This is a genomic window from Candidatus Eisenbacteria bacterium (genome assembly GCA_035577985.1).
Lineage (GTDB): Bacteria > Desulfobacterota > Binatia > DP-6 > DP-6 > DATJZY01.
On the sequence record DATJZY010000189.1, the window covers coordinates 32,255 to 48,500 of the forward strand.

At 69.0% G+C, this 16,246-nt stretch carries 14 protein-coding genes and 1 pseudogene; 6 read left to right on the forward strand and 9 right to left on the reverse strand.

The genetic code is table 11. From position 1 onward, the window contains the following. Positions 1-50 precede the first annotated feature (50 nt). Complete coding sequence (locus VMS22_26400) at positions 51-1,163, reverse strand: TauD/TfdA family dioxygenase (GenBank protein HXJ37575.1); 1,113 nt, start codon at positions 1,161-1,163, stop codon at positions 51-53. Positions 1,164-1,271: 108 nt separating this feature from the next. Between VMS22_26400 and VMS22_26405 the strand changes: the two genes are divergently transcribed. From VMS22_26405 to VMS22_26415, 3 genes and pseudogenes are all read left to right on the forward strand, one after another. Then, complete coding sequence (locus VMS22_26405) at positions 1,272-3,095, forward strand: hypothetical protein (protein HXJ37576.1); 1,824 nt, start codon at positions 1,272-1,274, stop codon at positions 3,093-3,095. Positions 3,096-3,325: 230 nt separating this feature from the next. Beyond that, entirely contained in the window at positions 3,326-4,003 is a 678-nt protein-coding gene (locus VMS22_26410) for a 2-hydroxychromene-2-carboxylate isomerase (GenBank protein HXJ37577.1), read from the forward strand. A 37-nt stretch (positions 4,004-4,040) separates the two neighbouring features. Continuing rightward, a pseudogene (locus VMS22_26415) lies at positions 4,041-4,121 on the forward strand (alpha/beta hydrolase). Positions 4,122-4,154: 33 nt separating this feature from the next. On the opposite strand, the gene VMS22_26420 reads toward VMS22_26415, so the two are convergent. Together VMS22_26420 and VMS22_26425 are read right to left on the reverse strand one after the other, a co-directional pair. Continuing rightward, entirely contained in the window at positions 4,155-4,385 is a 231-nt protein-coding gene (locus VMS22_26420; protein ID HXJ37578.1) for a hypothetical protein, read from the reverse strand. Positions 4,386-4,509: 124 nt separating this feature from the next. Beyond that, positions 4,510-6,486, reverse strand: coding sequence for a cytochrome b/b6 domain-containing protein (locus tag VMS22_26425; GenBank protein ID HXJ37579.1), 1,977 nt, complete (start codon positions 6,484-6,486; stop codon positions 4,510-4,512). Positions 6,487-6,707: 221 nt separating this feature from the next. Here VMS22_26425 and VMS22_26430 point away from each other — a divergent pair, with 221 nt between their 5' ends. Then, positions 6,708-7,430, forward strand: coding sequence for a cytochrome c3 family protein (locus VMS22_26430; GenBank protein ID HXJ37580.1), 723 nt, complete (start codon positions 6,708-6,710; stop codon positions 7,428-7,430). A 31-nt stretch (positions 7,431-7,461) separates the two neighbouring features. Here VMS22_26430 and glgP read toward each other — a convergent pair whose 3' ends face one another. After that, positions 7,462-9,621 (reverse strand): alpha-glucan family phosphorylase, encoded by a 2,160-nt coding sequence (glgP, locus tag VMS22_26435; protein ID HXJ37581.1) that lies wholly within the window; start codon positions 9,619-9,621, stop codon positions 7,462-7,464. A gap of 82 nt (positions 9,622-9,703) precedes the next feature. After that, the gene (locus tag VMS22_26440; GenBank protein HXJ37582.1) at positions 9,704-10,096 is read right to left on the reverse strand and encodes a hypothetical protein; all 393 of its coding nucleotides are present in this window, start codon (positions 10,094-10,096) and stop codon (positions 9,704-9,706) included. Between the two features lie 290 nt (positions 10,097-10,386). Between VMS22_26440 and VMS22_26445 the strand changes: the two genes are divergently transcribed. Both VMS22_26445 and VMS22_26450 read left to right on the forward strand, forming a co-directional pair. Continuing rightward, on the forward strand, positions 10,387-10,785 hold the full coding sequence (locus VMS22_26445) for a hypothetical protein (GenBank protein HXJ37583.1): 399 nt from the start codon (positions 10,387-10,389) through the stop codon (positions 10,783-10,785). A 354-nt stretch (positions 10,786-11,139) separates the two neighbouring features. Then, positions 11,140-11,529 carry a DUF1003 domain-containing protein gene (locus VMS22_26450; GenBank protein ID HXJ37584.1) on the forward strand — a complete coding sequence of 130 codons (390 nt, stop codon included), beginning with the start codon at positions 11,140-11,142 and terminating at the stop codon, positions 11,527-11,529. A 296-nt stretch (positions 11,530-11,825) separates the two neighbouring features. Here VMS22_26450 and aqpZ read toward each other — a convergent pair whose 3' ends face one another. The 4 genes from aqpZ to VMS22_26470 form a co-directional block, all read right to left on the reverse strand. Continuing rightward, positions 11,826-12,542: an aquaporin Z gene (gene aqpZ, locus VMS22_26455; GenBank protein HXJ37585.1), complete on the reverse strand. Its 717-nt coding sequence runs from the start codon at positions 12,540-12,542 to the stop codon at positions 11,826-11,828. Positions 12,543-12,847: 305 nt separating this feature from the next. After that, entirely contained in the window at positions 12,848-14,209 is a 1,362-nt protein-coding gene (locus tag VMS22_26460; protein HXJ37586.1) for a cytochrome P450, read from the reverse strand. Between the two features lie 61 nt (positions 14,210-14,270). Beyond that, the gene (locus tag VMS22_26465) at positions 14,271-15,410 is read right to left on the reverse strand and encodes a patatin-like phospholipase family protein (protein ID HXJ37587.1); all 1,140 of its coding nucleotides are present in this window, start codon (positions 15,408-15,410) and stop codon (positions 14,271-14,273) included. Positions 15,411-15,723: 313 nt separating this feature from the next. Further along, positions 15,724-16,164, reverse strand: coding sequence for a CBS domain-containing protein (locus VMS22_26470; protein ID HXJ37588.1), 441 nt, complete (start codon positions 16,162-16,164; stop codon positions 15,724-15,726). Between the last annotated feature and the right edge of the window lie 82 nt (positions 16,165-16,246).

A 16,246-nucleotide genomic window follows, 5' to 3' on the forward strand; every position in this document is an offset into this window, starting at 1 on the left:
TGCTCGCGGCAAGCCTTCCGGCTCGGCGATCCGCTGCGCGACGTAGGGCGCTAGACCGGGCGCTCACCCGCGACCGTGCTGCGGTAGAGCTCTCGCCTGTAGCCGTCGTAGTCGTTGAACGCTTGATGCAGGCACAGCCGGTTGTCCCACATGACGAACATGCCGGCCTCCCAGCGCAGGCGGCAGGTGAAGGCGGGCTGGGTGATGTGCTCGACGAGGAACTTGAGAATCGGCCCCGCCTCTTGCGGTGCCAGCCCCTCGATCCCCGCGGCATAGGTCTGGTCGCAATAGAGTGCCTGCTCGCCGGTGCGTGGGTGGGTGCGCACGAGCGGATGGAAGGAGCCCCGCACCTTGCGCGTGACATCGTCGGGAAGCGTCGCCATCCCCTTCGTCTGCGCGAGCCTCCCGATGGCGTTGTCGGCCGGCGCCGCATGGACACGCGCGGACTCGAGGACGTTGCCCATCGACATGTGCACCTTGAGACCCTTCACGAGGCCCTGCATCGTCGGGCTCAACGACCGATACGCGAGCGCGCAGTTCGCCCACATGGTGTCGCCGCCGAAGGGCGGGACCTCGATCGAGCGCAGCAAGCTGATCGCCGGCGGCTCGGGCAAGAAGGCCGAATCGGTATGCCAGCCCGACCCGAACAGAAGGCCGGTGCGTTCATCGGCCTCCTTGATCAGCGGCTGCACCTCGGGAAACCCGGGGACGCCTCGGGTGTACGCATCCTCTGCAAACGCGCCGAAGCGGCGGCTGAACGCGGACTGATCGGCATGCGCCATGTGTTGCTGGCCGCGAAAGTAGATCATCTTGTGCCGGAACAGCGCCGCCTCGATCTCGGCAAAGGCGGCGTCACCGACGTTCGCGCAATCGACCCCCGCGATCTCCGCCCCCATGGCGGCAGCGAGCGGGCGCACGTCGATGTGGCGGTTGGCCGCCGCCGCGTTGTCGAAGTGCTCGTGGGGTGAAAAGAGCATGCGCCTCTCCGACAGAGACCAGTCAGCGGCACGAGTCAACCGGCGCCCATTCCGAGCCTCGCGAAGAGCCGCGCGCCGTTCTTCGCATGGGCGACAAGGCGAACGTCGTCGGAATGCGCGACGGGACCGGGGGATCGGCAAGCAACTTGCACGCGGTACCAGAAAGGTGAGACCCACTACCGCCATACCGCGCGACCGCCGCAGGCGTTGGACGAGGGAAGGCGATTGACGCCAGCCTGCTCGACCATGGAACGCACGCTCCGACACCGAAATGCAATCCGGGTCGTCGCGCTGATGATCCTCCTGGGCGGCTGTACGGCCCCGATCGGCATCCGGATCGCCGATCCTCGCGAGGTCCAGCTCTACCTGACCCGCAGCGCCCTCACCGACGACGAGCCGAGCGACGCCTCGCTGATCGAGCTCCGCCGCTACGACCTGCTGCAGGCGTACAGGTACCATCCGGACGCCGCCCTCGCGAACCTGCACGCATATGCGCTCGCAGAAGGATTGCCCCCGAACGCGCTCTTCGCGTTGGCCGAGCTCTCGTTCCTGCGAGCCGAGGAGACCAAACAGCAGGGGCAGTACGCGGCGACGGTCGTCTACGCCTACGCATTCCTCTTCCCGGAGGGCGGGCGGGCTCGGCCCGACCCCCTCGACCCGCGCGAGCGCATCGCCGCCGATCTGTACAACCGCGCGCTCACCTTGTCCTTCGTACGGACGAAGAAGGGCACGATCCCCGTGAGTGGTGGGGATCGCGTGGTCGAGCTGCCGTTCGGGCGCATCAGCGTGTCCGTTCCGCCCGACATCCTGGAGATGGACGGCGCCCAGCTCTACGACCTTCAGCCGGTCACCGAGATCGAGGTGAGGGGGCTCCGGAACCGATACCGGCGTCCGGGCATCGGCGCCCCGCTCGCGGCGAAGACCCGTCCGCTGCCGGGTGTGGTGCCGGTGGTCCCGGTCGGCCCCCTGGTGCGCATACCGTTGACCGGGGTGCTGATCATCGATTCCCCGCTCGCGGGCCTCCGCACGGGAGATCTCAGCGGCCGGATGGAGCTGCTCGCGGGCCTGGACACCAGGACAGTCGAGGTCGACGGCCGCGCGGTGCCCCTCGAAGCGGAACCGACCGCCGCGCTCGCGGCCTCGCTGGCGGAGTCACAGTTCTGGAAGCAGGAGGTGCAGGTCTTCCTGGGCCACGCGCTCGGCCTCCAGGGCCAGAGCGCGCTCGTCGCGCTACGCCCCTACAAGAAGGGCCGCATCCCGGTGGTGTTCGTGCACGGCACGGCCTCGAGCTCCGCGCGCTGGGCCAACATGGTCAATGATCTGCTCGCCGATCCCCGGCTCCGCACGCGGTACACCTTCTGGTTCTTCACGTACGACTCGGGGAATCCCATCGTGTTCTCCGGCTACCAGCTTCGCGATGCCCTCACCAAAGCGGTCGATCGTGCCGATCCGAGCGGCGTGGATCCGTGCGCGCGCGACATGGTCGTGATGGGCCACAGTCAGGGCGGGCTCCTCACCAAGCTCACCGTGGTCGATTCGGGCGACGCCTTCTGGAGGAACGTCACCGACACACCCTTCGACCAGGTCGCCTTCAAGCCCGATGACAAGGAGCTCGTCCACGACGTGATGTTCGTAACGCCCCTCCCCTTCGTGACGGAGGTCGTCTTCATGGCCACACCGCACCGCGGGAGCTACCTCGCCGGTCCTCAAATCGTGCGGCGGCTCGCGGCGTATCTGATCCGCCTCCCCAGCGACGTCGCTCGCGTCGGTACGACTCTCACGACGCTCGCAGCGGCGGGCGCGAGCGGGATCCAGATCCCGACCAGCATCGACAACATGTCGCCCGGACACCCGTTCATCAAGAAGCTCGCGAGCATTCCGGTGACGCCGACGGTCACCGCGCACTCGATCATCTCCGTCGACGACGATTCGCCTCTCGACCGGGCCGGCGATGGAGTCGTGAAGTACGAGAGCGCGCACGTCGACGGCGTCGCCTCCGAGCTGATCGTGCGAAGCCCCCACTCGGGCATGCAGGATGCGCCACAGACCATCGAGGAAGTGCGGCGCATCCTCCTCGAGCACTCCGCCAAGTCGGCGTGCCCGATGCCTGCGAACTGACGAGCGACACCCGGCGATCGGCCCGTCAACGTGTGGCCAGCGGCGGATCGTCGAGCAGCTCCGGGACCACGCGTGGGCGAGCGTGCTCCACGAGGATAACGTGACGATCCGGGCGGATCGATCGCTTCCACGGCACCCGCCACGCGCGCGTCGGCCTCCTTCGCATCGCCTCCCAAGAGGGGCGAGGGCTTCGATGGGCTCGGTCCGTGTGGTAGCGGGGAATCGCACGCATGTCGGGCCGCGTCATCCGGTTCTCGTTCGATTACATCTCCAACAACGCGTACCTCGCCTGGACGCAGCTTCCCGCCCTGGCGGCCAAGTTCGGATGCACGATCGAGCCCGTTCCCGTGCTGTTCGCGGGGCTCCTCGGGGCCCACGGCCAGCTCGGTCCCGCCGAGATCCCCGCCAAGAGCCGTTGGATGGTGAAGAACATCGTCCGCAAGGCGATGCGGCTCGGCGTACCCATGAACGCGCCGGCCTTCCATCCGTTCAATCCGCTGCTCGCGCTGCGCGTGTCCTCGCTCGCGCTCGACTCGACGTCGCGGCACGCGCTCGTCGACGCCCTCTTCCAGGCGGTCTGGGTGCGAAGCCTCCACGTGAGCGAGCCGGCGGTCGTGAGGCAGGTCGTCGACGAGATCGGGCTCGACGGCGCCGCGCTCGTCTCCAAGGCCGCCGAGCCCGAGGTCAAGGACCGCCTCCGCCGCCAGACCGACGAGGCGATCGCGCGCGGCGTGTTCGGCGTACCGTCGATGGAGGTCGGCGAGGAGCTCTTCTGGGGCTACGACGACTTTCCCCAGTTGGAGATGTTCCTCGCCGGCGAGGACCCGCTCGCCGGCACGTGGCTCACGGGAGCGTTCCCGACGTCGCGGCCGTCGGCGGTGCGTAGGCAGGTCCGCGATCGGCGCTAGCCGCCACACGCTCGTCCGGCCGGGAGAGTGGGGGGGCTACAAGGGCTTCCCGCACGGCATGCCCACGACGCATGCGGAGACGATCAACGCCGACCTGCTCGCGTTCATCAAGGGCTGATCATCGACGCCATCGTCACACGAGCGTTGCTACCTATGCGCAGATCTCCGGGTGGTTGGGGCAGACGTTGTGGAGGATGGTCCTGCTGCAGGCCCTCCGGCAGTTTGCCCGCATCGCCCCCTTGTAGCCGGCGCAGGTCGTTTTCCGGCACGACTTGATGACCTTGCTGCAGGCCTCCCGCGTGCAGGGCTTGGCAGCGGCGGATCCAGCGAGCCCGGTGGCGAGCACCACCCCGATGACGACGTAACGCAGATAGCGAGTCATTCGACCTCCCTCTATGGACCCTACAGGTGGGTGACGATGGCCTGTCCGAGCTCGGAGCAGCGCACGACCCTTCGCACGTTCCATCAAACGATGGAAGTCGTAGGGGACGGGCGTCCCCACTCGCTCATCGGTCCTCGCCGTCGGTTTCGTTGCCGTCGGTCGGCTCACCCGTGCCGGGAAGACGCTCGTGCACGCGGTGCGGTGGCGACTGCCCGCTCCACCAGGCCCAGTCCATCGGGTACACGGCGGGATCGAACACCACCCAGTAGAGATGCCAGACGAGGATCGCGAGCGTCGCGAGGACGGCCTCGTAGAAGTGGATGGCGGTTGCGACGTCCGCCACCCAGCTCGGAAGCCAGCGCAGCGTCAGGTTCTCGAACCAGAGGAGGCATCCCGTGACGACCATGAGCACGGAGCCCCACAGGAACGCCCAGTACTCGGCCTTCTCCGCGTAGTGCCACGTCCCGACGTGCGGTGGGTTCGGGCGGCGACCGCTCCAATAGGCGAGCATCTCGCCGAACAGCCGTACGTCCCGGCGTGAGGGCAGCGCTCCGCGCAGGCACGCGCGCAGCCGGGCGCTCACGGCGATGTGGACCGCATGCCACGCGAGCGCGACGACGAGCACGACGGCGGCCGTCCGATGGAGAAGGCCGCGCAGACCGAGCTTCGTCTCCCAGTGAACGAGCGGCACCGCCCACCACGACGCGGGATACGTGAGGGCGAAGCCCGTGTAGACGAGCACCGGGAAGCTCAGCATGACGAGGCCGTGCTGCCAGCGCAGTGCGCGCGGGAGACGCTCGGGCACGACGGGGAGCGGTGCCGGCGGCGCGAGGGGCGTCGTCGCCTTGCGCGCGAGATCGACGACGTTGTGGGCCACCATGCCGCCGATCGTGACGCCGATCAGCCACAGGTAGAGAAACCGCACCCACGCGACGCCGCCGCCGACGGAGGTCGTCGCCGCATGCACGGGACCGAGCTGCAGGTTCGTGCCGGCGCCGGGATGGCACTTGCCGCACGTCTCCGCCAGGTTCGTCGGATGGACGTGCGAACGCGGGTCGCTCGACGGGCGGATGTCGTGAACGCCGTGACAGCTCGCACAGTTCGCGACCGTCAGCTTGCCGCCGCGCAGGGCCAGCCCGTGGAAGCTGTCCTCGAACGCTTCGACGTTCGCCACCGGTATGCCGTACTTCTCGCCGAGGCGCGCGTCCCGGTGACATCGGCCGCAGGTCTCGCCGGCGACGTTGGCCGTGAATACCGGCGAGGTCGGCTCGGACGGGCCGAGAATCCGGTGCTCCCCGTGGCAGTCCGTGCAGATGGGTGCTTCCCCGACGCCGCGTGCCGCCGCGATGCCGTGGACGCTGTCACGATACGCCGCGAACACGTCCGCGTGGCACGTGCCACACGTCGTCGACACCTTCGCGCGCGAGATCGACGACAGCGGATCGTCGCTGCGCCGGATCGCATGCGCGCCATGGCAGTCCGAGCAGACCGCCCCGTGCTTGCCGGCAGCGACGGCGCGTGCGTGGGCGCTCTGGGAATACGCCTCGACCGGCCGTACGACCGGAATGCCGAACCGCTCCACCAGTGCCCGATCGGCGTGGCATCGTGCGCACTGTTGCGCGATCCGGCTCCGGTGTGCGAGCGACTTCGGGTCATCGTGCGGCCGCACCGTGTGCACATCGCCGTGACAGTCCCGGCACGTGGCACGATCGGGAAGGTTCGCGCCCTTTGGCATCCCGTGCACGCTGGCGTGGAACTCGTCCACCTCGTCCGCGTGACACGTGCTACACGGACCGAGGCCGACCCGAGCAGGCGGCTTCTCGTGCGGCAGGTCGGTCGCATCGTCGTGGCAGGTGGCGCACGACATGTCGCCGTGCGCGGACGCCGAGAAGTCCTTGGGATCGATCACCGCGACCGGGCGCCCGGCCTCGGTAGTCACTCCCTCGTCGCCGTGACAGGCGAGACAGTCCTCCGCCGAGGGTTCGTCGGCACCGGCCGCAACGCCGGCACCGAGGACGACGACGCCGAGCAACGTCGCGAACGCGCCCAGGCGACACCCGTGTGCACGAGCGGCGGCCCGCCCCACCCGCATCGGTCGCATGCCGCCCACGAACGTGGCGACAGAGGTACGACCCGACCCCCGGGACTGTCAACGCAGCCGTGGACGCTCGACGAATGCGTGCACTGGATGGCGCGCGCGATTTGCTCTCGCCGCCTGCAAGCGGCAGTAGGGACCGTCCGTCGAAGGGAGGTCGCATGAAACGACACCAGTGGGGTAGTGGCGCGGCTCGGGGTCGGCGATCTCATGGCCCCGTCGCCGCGATGGTGTTTTCCGCGATCCTCGGTCTCGCGGCTGCGGCCGCGGCCGCCGAAACCAGCCAGTGCGTGTCCTGCCACGAGACCGAGCGACTCGGCATCTCGCTCGGCCACAGCTTCGAGGACTGGCGAGGCTCCGCGCACGGACGCGGCGGGGTGACCTGCGAGAAGTGCCACGGCGGCGACCCGAATGCGACCGATCAGACGCTCGCCCACAAGGACGTCCTTCCCGTCTCGGACGCAAAGAGCCTCGTCCATCCGACCCGGCTCCCCGCCACCTGCGGCGCGTGCCACCAGAAGGAGTTCACGGCCTTCGGCAAGACGATCCACGCGCGCAAGCTCGCCAGCGAAGGTACCGGCGCCACCTGCTACACGTGTCACGGTGCGATGGCGACGAGCCTGCCGTCGCCGAGCGAGCTCGGCGCGCGCTGCGCCGTGTGCCACAAGCGCCCCGTGCCGGCGCAGGCGGCGCTCAGCTACCTCGCAGCGGCGAAGACGCAGCTCCGCCGCACGTTGCGCACGCTCGACGGGATGAAGAGCGCCAATGCCGAATGGTACCCGCGCGGCCTCGAGCGCTTCCACGATCTCGAGCGCACGTACGGCGCGATCGAAATCGAGTGGCACACCTTCGCGATGGACAAGGTGCTGCACGACAGTCGCGACCTCCTGAAGCTCGGGAAGGCGCTCGACGAGGAAGCAGGCATCAGGGCCCAGCGCCCCGGACAGTAGCGCGCGTCCCTCGGGCCCGGCCGTGGGACGTCTACCGGCGCTCGGCGAGGGTCGGCTGGTAGACCCGCTCGACGTAGTCCGCGAGCATCCGCTGCGCCCCGAAACGCAGGCCCGCGGTCTTGATGGCGGCCTTCACCATCTTCATCCACGCTCGCGGCACGTCCTCGCCGTCGCGCTCGTAGAAGCGGGGCACGACCTCGCGCTCGATCAGGTCGAGCGTCGCGTCGGCGTCCTGCTTGTCCTGCAGCTCGGTGTCGGTCGCCGGATCGCCGCCGATCGCCCACCCGTTCTCCCCGTCGTGACCTTCGACCCACCACCCGTCGAGGACGCTCAGGTTGAGTCCGCCGTTCATGGCGGCTTTCATGCCGCTCGTCCCGCTCGCCTCGAGCGGCGGGCGCGGGAGGTTCAACCAGACGTCGCAGCCTGCCACGAGATGGCGCGCCATCTCGATGTCGTAGTCGTGCAGATAGGCGATCCGCTCCCCCACGCGCGGAGCGCCCTTCGCCTGGAACAGCTGCTGCACGACCCGCTTGGCGCCGTCGTCCTGCGGATGGGCTTTGCCGGCGAGCAGGATCTGTATCGCGCGATCGCCGTCGAGCAGGCGCAGCGCGCGCGGAAGGTTGCCGGTGAGCAGGTACATGCGCTTGTAGGTGGCGAGCCGGCGCGCGAAGCCGACGGTCAGCCGATCGGGATCGAAGGCGTGTGCCGCGAGCTGCACGTAGTCCGCGCTCTCGCCTCGGGCGAGCCGATCGGTCGTCGCCCGCTCGCGGACGTACTCGACGAGCCGGGCGCGCAGGGCGCGTCGCGTCGCCCACAGGGCGTAGTCGGGAATCGCGTCGACGGCCGCCCACGTCTTCGGATCGCGCATCCGCTCAGTCCATCCGGGGCCGAGATGCTGATCGAGCAGCTCGCGCATCGGCCCCGCCATCCAGCTCGCGACGTGGACGCCGTTGGTGACGTGGCCGATCGGGATCTCCGTCGCCGCCCGGTCCGGATAGATCGCGCGCCACATGACGCGCGCGACCTCACCGTGCCGAGCGCTGACGCCGTTCGCGGCGCGGCTGATCCGCAGGCCGAACGGGGTGATGCCGAACGGCTCTGCGGGATTGCGCGGGTCGACACGCCCGAGTCGCAGGAGCTCGTCCCAATCGATCCGGAGCCGCTCTGCGAGACCCGTGTACGTGCGCAGCACCTCGTCGGATGAATACGTCTCGTTTCCCGCCGGCACCGGGGTGTGGGTGGTGAAGACCGTTCGTCGCCGTGCGGATTCGAGGGCCTCCGCGAACGGCCGGCCCACTGCCACGTCCTCGGCTGCGAGTTCGACCGTGGCCATGCTCGCATGGCCCTCGTTCAAGTGGACCACGGCCGGCTCGATACCGAGGGCCCGGAGCGCCCGCATGCCGCCGACACCCAGCAGCGCGTACTGCGCCAGGCGCGTGTCCCGATCGCCCGCGTAGAGGCGGCTGGTGATCCAGCGGTCGACGGGACCGTTCTCCGGGCGAGCCGTGTCGAGCAGATAGAGGGGTACGCGTCCGACGTCGACCCGCCAGATCTGTGCCACGACGTCGCGGCCGCGGATGGCGACGCGCACCGTGCGCGGCGTTCGTCCGTCGACCGTGACGAGCGCCGCCGGTAGCCGCTCGGGATCGACGTCCACCCAGTACTCTTGCTGCCAGCCGCTCGTGTCGATCCGCTGGCGAAAGTAGCCGTGCCGGTACAGGAGCCCCACGGCCACCAGCGGGACGCCCGCATCGGAAGCCGCCTTCAGCAGGTCGCCCGCCAACACGCCGAGCCCGCCCGCGTAGATGGGGAGCGAGCCGTGCACGCCGTACTCCGCGCAGAAGAACGCGATCGGCCGGTCGCCCGGGACCGCCTGGCACACGGGCGCCAAGCGCGTCTCGGCGAGCACGCATTCTTCGGCCGCGTAGGCGCGCCGGCAGAAGTCGGCATCGCTCGCAGCGCGCTCGAGTGCGCCCATCGATGCTTCCTGGAGCAGGCGGACGGGATTGTGGCCGCACACCTCCCAGCGATGGGGGTCGATACCCGAGAAATGCGCCTCGCCATCTGCGAGCCACGACCACCGGTAGTTGTAGGCGAGACGCGCGAGCGGCGCGAGCCTGTAGGGTAGGCGAGCCGCGAGCTGGTCCGCGGCCCGACGCAGATCTTCGGCCCCGGGTAGGCTGGCGAGCACGACGTGCGTCCCTGTGTGTGCGGCTCGTAGGCCTCTGCCGGCACGGCGTCAAGGTACGCCATGCACCGGTGCTCCAGGGAGGCTACTGTGTCGCCGCCCTCGACGCCGCGAAGGCGGCCTCGACGGCACGTTCGACGTCGTCGCGGCTGGGCCGATCGCCCCGCAGACGCGCGGCCCTGAGCTTACCTTCGCCCGTCACGTGTTCCGGGCCGTCCACGAGCACGATACCCGTGTGTAGCGAGCAACTGCGGAGGGTCTTCAAGTCCCGCATGGCACACTCGGTCGGCTCGGCCAGGATGACCATCGATTCGCGATCGCAGCCGGGATTGGACATGAGACGGATCGCCTGCGCGTAGAAGCGGCACTCGTCGTCGAACTCGGACACCGAGAAGCCGAGGTCGCGTAGACACGTCGCGATCTCCCGCCGGATCGACGTGTCGGGCTGTACGACCAGCGCAATCGCAGGTCCCGCCATCTGAAGGTCCCCCTGAGGATCCACCATGCAATTCGCCTGCCCGCTTCCGGCAGTCGCCCGGTCGCGATTGGACGCAGGCGTCACCGCTCGGAATCGGCGCCGAACGGAATCGGCCGGCCGCTTCGTTCCCGGACGTGGGAATCGCCCATGCGGCACCGCGGGCGGTCCGGATCTGCGCGACCGCCAGGGTCCACGCCGTCGAAGCCTTCCCGGCGAGCCTGGAAGACCTGGACGACACCCGTCTCTGCGTTGTATGCCGCAGCACGACTACGGACCCAAGGAGGTCATCGATGCAGCGGACGCGACTGCGCTTCCTGATTCTTCCTGCGGTGTTCGCCATCCTGTCGTGCGCGCGATCGGTGTACGCCGCCCAGAGCTGCAACCAGATCGACGTCGCCGCCGGCAGCACGGCGACGGTTTCGGTGCTGCTTCCCGACACTGCTCAGAAGGTTCAGCCCCAGCTCACTGCCCGCGACACGCGCGAGTCGAAGCCCGTCGACCCGTGGGGTCCGTGTCCGACCACGGCCCCCTTCGGCGCCTGCACTCCTGCCGCGCATGCCGGGATCGCGACGGCGACCAACGTTACGATCTTCGATCCCGGCGACGGCATGCAGCTGATCGGCTTCCAGGTGAAGAACGCCACCGGCGGACCGACACGCACCGTACGACTCTGCGTCCAGTACCAGTAGCGTCGGGCCCCGCAAGGCACCGTGCGCGGATCGTGACGGCCGTCTGCCTGCTCGCGCTGGGAACGGCCCACGCGCAGGAGCCCGATGCGCTGCACGACCTCGCGACGCAACGAGCGAATCCGCTCAGCGGAATCCGTCAGATCACCCTCTCCGAGCAGCCGAACGTGGGAGCTGCCGCGGGCGTGGGGCCGCAGGACCTGGCACAGCTTCTCGTGACGTGGCCCATCCCGCTCGGTCCCCGTGATTCTAGCCACGAATGGAGGTCACATGACACCAACCGCCACGGAACCGAGCCACCCGACGACGAAGACGGAATCGGGGTGGCACATCCCCCTCCCGCGGCGAGCACGTCGGGTGCGGAGCCAGGACGTCCAGGGCACCGGGGTCAACGCGCGGATCGGCCAAGCGGTCACGGCGGCCGTCGGTACCATGGGCGCCTTCTACTTCTTCGCGTTCTTCATGGCAGCGTGGATGTTCTGGCAGACGGAGTCGCAAAAGCCCTTCGATCCCTATCCCTTCGCCTTCCTGCTCTTCCTCGGCAACATCGTGCAGCTGCTCCTCATGCCCCTCATCATGGTCGGTCAGAACCTCCAGACGACGCACGCCGACGCACGCGCCGATGCAGACTACGACGTCAACCGCCGCGCCGAGGAGGAGATCGAGAAGCTGCTCGCCGGCCTCCGCGCGATCGACCTGCGCACGCTCGAGATCGTGCGCCGGCTCGAGCAGTCGGGCGGGCTTTGACGGGCGGCGATCTCATCCGTCGCCGTTCTCGAAGTCGCCCCGAGCGCCAGATGCCTGGCGCGACGACGGTCTGCCCACCGATCGCGGGCGGCGTGCCGCCGCCGAATGTGAGTCGCGCGCGATGATTCGGTGTGACGGACGATGAAATGCCGCCGGAGCGGGCACATCGCGCGAGCGATCGCGGGATGGGAATGCCAGCCGGGTCGGTATGCGGAGCCGGCCCCGATTTGCGTCGGTGGGTGGAGGGACGTTGGCGGCGGACGCCGTCTGGCTCGTGCATACCGTGGTCACGGGATTCAGCGTCCACCCACGTCCGGCTCTTCCTCCAGCTGAAGGAGCGTCCGATGGACCACGCCGCCCAGCACGGCGCCGGCGATGGGCGCCACCCAGAACAGCCACAGCTGCTGGAGTGCCCAGCCACCCACGAACAGCGCCTGACTCGTGCTACGCGCCGGGTTCACCGAGGTGTTGGTGACCGGAATGCTAATCAGGTGGATGAGCGTGAGGACGAGACCAATGGCGAGGCCCGCGAAGCCCGTGGGCGCCTTGCGGTGCGTCGCCCCGAGGATGACGAGGAGGAACATGAACGTCATGACCACTTCCGTGACCAAGCCGGCGACGAACCCGTACTTGCCAGGCGAGTGCTCGCCGAAGCCGTTCGCAGCGAAACCCGATGCCACCAGATCGAACCCGGGCTTCCCGGTGGCTATGAGCGCGAGCGTGGCCGCGCCGGCGACGGCACCGAGCACCTGCGCGACGACGTACGGGACCAGCTCGCTGGTCGAGAAGCGGCCTCCCGCCCACAGGCCCGCCGAAACCGCCGGGTTGAAGTGCCCGCCGGAGACCGGCCCGAAGGCGTACGCACCGCTCACCACCGTGAGACCGAACGCGAGGGACACCCCGAGTAACCCGATGCCCACGTCGGGAAACGCCGCCGCAAGCACAGCGCTACCGCAGCCTCCGAGAACAAGCCAGAACGTTCCGATGAATTCCGCAGCCAGCTTCGCCCTCATGGCAGTCTCCTTTCGACGCGCGCACAGAATACCTTCATCGGGCCGACGGTAAGAAAACCGCCTTCTCGTCCTGCGTTCCGGTGCAGTCTGTTCAGGCTCGGCCAGCGAGGTCGCCCAGCCCGAGTTACAGCCGTGAGTGCGGGACGGGCAGAGTTGCGCACAAGACGCACGCAAAGTCGATGCCTCCCCAACCAGGCACTCCAGCGGCCGGTCGAAAGCCGCGCGAGCCATCGCGCAGCAATGCGAGCGGAGGAGCAATCTCAAAATGCCGGGGCGAAGTCCGGCGAACGCGACCGCTGCAACGACTAGAGAGCCCGGAGCTCGATCGGCAGACCATCGAGCGGCTTCGAGATCGGCGCCTGCTGCACCGGCATCCGATAGTCGGCCGGGACGCTCCACCGGTAGCGACGCAACATCTGGTGCATGATCGCCTTCACCTGCACCTCGGCGAAGCGGAGCCCGATGCAGAGGTGCGGACCGCCACCGAAGGGCACCCATGAGTGCGTGTGGCGCTCGTCTTCGGCGCGCGCCGGGGTGAAGCGCTCGGGATCCCAGCGGAAGGGATCGGGCCACCACTCTTCCATGTGATGGGTGTGGATCGGCGACACCACGACCATCACGCCCTTGGGAATCTCATAGCCGCACCACTCGAAGCTCTCGGTGGCCACGCGTGGGATGACCGGTAGCGGCGGATAGCGGCGGATGGTCTCCTTCATCACCCAGCCGAGCGCTTCGAGCTTGTCGAGATCGTCGAACTCGAGCCGGTCCGTGCCGAGTGTGATGCTCTCCTCGCGCACCCGCTGCTGCCACTCGGGATGGCGCGCGAGCTCGTACGTCATCGAGGTGAGCGTGCTGGTGGTGGTGTCGTGCGCCGCCATCATCAGGAAGATCATGTGATCGACGACGTCGGCGTCGGTGAAGCGGGCGCCCTCGTCGCTGACGGCACGGCAGAGCCGACTGAACATGTCGCCGCCCTCACCGGCGCGTCGTTCCGGAATCCGGCGCGAGAAGTAGTCGACCATGAACTCACGGCCGACGAGGCCGCGGTAGAACTCGAGCCCGGGGATGCGCAGGCGGATGCGCGACATCGATGCCGCCACCAGATCCTCGAAGACGTGATTCATCTTCGTCGTTTCCGGCCCGAGCTCGACGCCGACGAAGATCGACGCCGCGATGTCGAGCGTCAGCACCTTGAACGCCCGGAACGCATGGAACGGCGCCGCCTGCCCGCGCCATGCGGCCTGGCCACGCTCGACCATGGGGTTCATGCGCTCGAGGTACTGGCGGAGCGCCGGGCGCGTGAACGCCTCGTGCATGATCTTGCGATGCTCCCTGTGCTCGTCGCCGTCGCGCAGGAGCAAGCCGTTGGGGAAGATCCTGCCCATGATCATCGTCCACGGCTGCCGCGCCGAGAAGATGTGATCGCGGTCGAGGAGCACCAGGCGGTTGGCGTCGGGGCCGAAGAGATTGACCATCTTGAACGGCCCGGCGTTCAGCGCCACCACCGGGCCGCGCTCGGCGTACATCCACTGCAGGCGCGAGAGCATGTCGATGCGCTCCCGCTTCCCGCCGAGCAGCGCGCGCAGGGTCGCCCACCGGCCGGCCCGCGGAATGTCCGTGTGGGCTCGAAGCGAGGTCAGAGCGCGTGCGGTGCCGGCGTCGGCCATGCCATCCACATACGCCGGCCGGCGGCGGACCTCCACCTCGCGACATCCACCGGCAAACCGGTCAGGGCGCGAAGAAGCGCGCGATCCGATCACGATCCGCGGCCACGTCCTCGCGACCGAGGTCGAGCAAGCGGCCGCAGAAGGCCTCGTCGAACAGGAGGTAGCTCGCGAGCTCGGTGATTTGGGCTTCGGACCCGAGCCCTCGCAGCAGGTAGCGCACGGCGGGAGGGATGCGATCGGCCAGCTCGGAGGCGAGCTCGCGGACCAGCACGGAGGGACGAAGCCAGAGCACATCGATGCGACGAAACCCGTCGCCAGTCCCGATCACGGGGTACGTGACGACGCTCGCGTTCACGCGCTCGCTGTGCTCGACGTCGACCTCGATCGCGTCGAGCATGACCGCATCGAGCAGGACGCCCGCGATCTGCGCCACGGTCGGCACCTCGACGGGGCCGGGCGCCAGACTCGGCGGCGGCGGACCGCTGACACCGATCGCAATGATCCGCTGGGCGCCGAGATTGATCGCCGGGCTGAGCGGCGCCGTGTTCCGGATCGAGCCATCGCCGTAGTGGCGGCCGTCGATCGCCACGGACGGAAAGAAGATCGGGATCGCGCTCGACGCGAGCAGGTGGTCGACGGCGATGGCCGTTCGCTCGATGCGCCACCGACGACGGGTCCATGAGGGCAGATCCGCCGACCCGTCGAGGAAGATCACCCCACTCGAGGTATGGAGATCCGTCGCGACGATTGCGAGCGCGTCCAGGCGGCCGGCGGCGACGTGCTCACCGATGCGCGAGAGCGGGAGGTGTTGCGTGAGGAGCGCGCGCAGCGGCGACGTGTCGAGAAGCGCTTTCGGCTGAACGTCGCGCGTCGCGCCGCCGAACGACAGATCCCACGCCCATCGCAATCCGATGCGTCCCAGTGACGCCGCATCGGTCCGATAGACGTGCGACGGATGCATCCCACGCCAGACTCGCTCGAGCCGAGTGATACCGGCCTCGAAGTCGTCGGCATGGGCGGCGAGCGCCGCGCTGTTGATGGAGCCCGCGCTCGATCCGACGAACACATCGATGCCGGAACGCTCGCGGCCGAGAAATCCCTGTTCGAAGAGCCCGCGCAGGACTCCCACCTGATACGCGCCACGCGCTCCGCCGCCCGAGAGCACGAGGGCGGTGCGCGCTCGTTTCGAAGCCGTCACCATCGAACGGCACTAACGACGCGACAGCGCCGCTCGTCAAGCGTCCCGAGACGTCGCGTGATCCCGCGGCCAGATCGCCCATTGCTTCGATCCGACGGACGGCCGATCGTGCAGCCGGGGAACGCGAGCGCGCACGCGTGCCCGAGATCGGCGCCATGGCGCGCCCGAGTCGACTCCGGTGGCGGCGCGTGTCCATGCCATGATCGTTGCAAGACCCGGCCACCGCTCGGGTCGTCAGGCGGGCGCGTCGACGCGTCGATGTCGACACACGGGCTTCGGGGCTCTCGGAATCGCCGCGAAGCGCCTGACCGGTGGCTCAGGTCTGCCGGCCGATCCAACGGTGCGGCGACTCGCGCCGGAGCAGCGGACCGACCTGCGCGAGCTCGTCCGCAGCCATCGCGAGCACGTCATCGAGCGCGAGGATGCCGACGAGGTGACCGTTGGACCGGATGACGGGCAAGCGCCGGAACCGCCCCGCCCGCATGGCGCCGACGGCGTCGACGATCGTCACATCCTCGCGCACCGTCGTCGGCGACGGCGTCATGACCTCGCTCACGCGCGTCGTGCCGGGATCGAGGCCGGCGGCGAGGACGCGCACGGTGAGATCGCGATCGGTCAGGATGCCGACCGGCCGGTGGGCGTCCACGACGACGACGCTGCCCACCTGCCGGTCGCGCATGCAGCGCGCCGCGTCGAGCGCGCTCTGGTCGTAGGTCACGGTATCCACGTCCCGCCTGCAGAGGTCGTTCACCGTCATGGGTGGCGGCTAGCACCACCACGGCCGGCCCGCCAGCCCCTTCTCCGCTGGCCGCCTGTCCGAGACGGCCCCGCCTCACGGC

What these genes read in the sequence shown, in the direction of transcription:
- VMS22_26400 (HXJ37575.1), bottom strand. Translation starts at nt 1,163, where the DNA reads ATGGCGGTAGTGGGTCTCACCTTTCTGGTACCGCGTGCAAGTTGCTTG.
- VMS22_26405 (HXJ37576.1), top strand. Translation starts at nt 1,272, where the DNA reads ATGATCCTCCTGGGCGGCTGTACGGCCCCGATCGGCATCCGGATCGCC.
- VMS22_26410 (HXJ37577.1), top strand. Translation starts at nt 3,326, where the DNA reads ATGTCGGGCCGCGTCATCCGGTTCTCGTTCGATTACATCTCCAACAAC.
- VMS22_26420 (HXJ37578.1), bottom strand. Translation starts at nt 4,385, where the DNA reads ATGACTCGCTATCTGCGTTACGTCGTCATCGGGGTGGTGCTCGCCACC.
- VMS22_26425 (HXJ37579.1), bottom strand. Translation starts at nt 6,486, where the DNA reads ATGCGACCGATGCGGGTGGGGCGGGCCGCCGCTCGTGCACACGGGTGT.
- VMS22_26430 (HXJ37580.1), top strand. Translation starts at nt 6,708, where the DNA reads ATGGTGTTTTCCGCGATCCTCGGTCTCGCGGCTGCGGCCGCGGCCGCC.
- VMS22_26440 (HXJ37582.1), bottom strand. Translation starts at nt 10,096, where the DNA reads ATGGCGGGACCTGCGATTGCGCTGGTCGTACAGCCCGACACGTCGATC.
- VMS22_26445 (HXJ37583.1), top strand. Translation starts at nt 10,387, where the DNA reads ATGCAGCGGACGCGACTGCGCTTCCTGATTCTTCCTGCGGTGTTCGCC.
- aqpZ (HXJ37585.1), bottom strand. Translation starts at nt 12,542, where the DNA reads ATGAGGGCGAAGCTGGCTGCGGAATTCATCGGAACGTTCTGGCTTGTT.
- VMS22_26460 (HXJ37586.1), bottom strand. Translation starts at nt 14,209, where the DNA reads ATGGCCGACGCCGGCACCGCACGCGCTCTGACCTCGCTTCGAGCCCAC.
- VMS22_26465 (HXJ37587.1), bottom strand. Translation starts at nt 15,410, where the DNA reads ATGGTGACGGCTTCGAAACGAGCGCGCACCGCCCTCGTGCTCTCGGGC.
- VMS22_26470 (HXJ37588.1), bottom strand. Translation starts at nt 16,164, where the DNA reads ATGACGGTGAACGACCTCTGCAGGCGGGACGTGGATACCGTGACCTAC.